This window comes from Actinoplanes sp. NPDC051633, from assembly GCF_040681735.1.
Classification (GTDB): Bacteria; Actinomycetota; Actinomycetes; order Mycobacteriales; family Micromonosporaceae; genus Actinoplanes.
The window spans coordinates 1-1,852 of sequence record NZ_JBFAZH010001379.1 but is presented as its reverse complement, the minus strand read 5'-3'; the positions used below and the strand labels follow the sequence as shown (position 1 = coordinate 1,852).

General features: G+C 69.2%; 2 protein-coding genes. One reads left to right on the top strand and one right to left on the bottom strand.

Going from position 1 to position 1,852, the window contains the following annotated elements; genetic code table 11:
* Window positions 1–56: 56 nt before the first annotated feature.
* Window positions 57–920, top strand: a complete 864-nt coding sequence (locus AB0M20_RS41185; RefSeq protein ID WP_364306726.1) for a DUF72 domain-containing protein — start codon at window positions 57–59, stop codon at window positions 918–920.
* Window positions 921–923: 3 nt separating this feature from the next.
* Here the strand turns inward: AB0M20_RS41185 and AB0M20_RS41180 are convergent, their stop codons facing one another.
* A complete protein-coding gene (locus tag AB0M20_RS41180) occupies window positions 924–1,694 on the bottom strand; it encodes an aminotransferase class IV (RefSeq protein ID WP_364306724.1) in 771 nt (256 codons plus the stop codon).
* Window positions 1,695–1,852 lie beyond the last annotated feature (158 nt).

Sequence of the window (1,852 nt, the reverse complement as noted above, 5' to 3'; positions counted from 1 at the left end):
CCAGTTGGTCGGCGGACCGGTCGCTTCCGGGGCGGCTTCCGGGCTACCGTTCAACGATGATCGAGGTAGGCACCGCCTCCTGGACCGATCGGACCCTGCTCGACTCGGGGTGGTACCCGCAGACCGCGGACAATCCGGAGAAGCGTCTGGCCTACTACGCCCGGCAGTTCCCGGTGGTCGAGGTCGACGCCACCTACTACGGGCCGCCGAGCGAGCAGACCACCAAGCTGTGGGCCGAGCGGACCCCGGAGCACTTCACCTTCAACATCAAGGCGTTCAGCCTGCTGACCGGCCACCCGACCAAGGTGTCGTCGATCTACAAGGATCTGCGGCCGGAGACCGGCAAGAAGAACGTCTACCCCGCCGACCTGCCGCCGCAGTCGTACGAAGAGATCTGGAGCCGGTTCCTCAGCGCCCTGGACCCGCTGGTCGAGGCGGGCAAGCTCGGCGCGCTGCTCTTCCAGTTCCCGCCGTGGTTCGGCATCCGCAAGTCCAACAAGGAGTACATGCTCGAGGTCGCCGCTCGCTGCAAGCCGCTGCGGCCGGTCTTCGAGCTGCGCAACGCCTCCTGGTTCGAGGGCCCCAACCAGGAGGAGACGCTGGACTTCCTGCGGGCGCACCGGCTGCCCTTCGTCTGCGTGGACATGCCGCAGGGGCACAAGTCGTCGATCCCGCCGGTGGTCGCCGCCACCTCCGACCTCGCGGTGGTGCGCTTCCACGGCCACAGCGACAAGTGGACGAGCAAGGACATTCACGAGAAGTTCGGCTACAACTACTCGCGGGACGAGCTCAGCCAGTGGGCGCCGAGGCTCAAGGAGCTGGCCGCCGAGACCGACCGGGTCCAGGTGTTCATGAACAACTGCTACACCGATTACGCCCAGCGCAACGCGACCACCCTGATCGAGCTGCTCGAGGACTAGAACCTAGATCTCGTCGTAGGGGACGGTGTCCCAGGCCGTCCGCAGCGCCTCGACCAGCTTGTCCTGCTCCGAGAACACGACGTCGTCGACGCTCGCGATCGGCCGGGCCGGGCAGCTCGAGTTGATCGAGGCAGCGGCCAGCAGGTCGGGCAGGTGGTCGCGGCGCACCGGCCGCATCGTCCACGGCACCCCGGTCATCGACATGGCGACCTGCAGCAGCACCATCGTGACGCCCTTGAGCATCGGCGCCTGCGGGAAGACCACCTGCGCGCCGTCCCAGAACGCCACGTTCCACAGCGAGCCCTCGCTGACCAGGCCGTCCGGGCCGGTGAAGAGCGCGTCGTCGTATCCGGCCGCCCGCGCCGTGCGCTGCGCGTACCAGAGGCCCATCGTCGCGGCGTGCTTGTGCTCCGGCCACGGCCGCGCGTACTCCTGGGTGCGGACCCGCAGCGCCGGGCCGGGGTCGTCCGGTGCCGGGTCCGACACCTGGATCAAAACCCCTTCCACGGTGTACGCGACGCGCACCGAAGCGTCCTGCGCATCGCCGAGCGCGTGCCGGATCCACGACCGCAGCCGCAGCTCCTCCTCCACGTCGCCGCGCCGCCCGAAGAACGCCTCGTTGCCGTCGTCGAGCCGCGCCAGATGCAGCGCCATGCCGCGGACCTTGCCGCCGCGGACCTGCATCCGGGTCAGGTGACCGTAGTTCGAGGCGGCGACCGAGGCGAGCTCGTCCACGGTCGGGGTCCGGCCGTTCAGCTCGACGAGGTTGTGCACCGCGTCATCCTATGTAACGTCGTGCCCGGCCCGGCGGGCCAGGCGGCTGAACGTGGCGGCGTCCCGCGGGGCCGCGCCGTTCTGGTCGTTGTTGAAGTAGACCCAGCCGTCGCAGTTCGCCGGCAGGCGCTTGGCCCAGGTGCTCAGCGAGGTGTCCC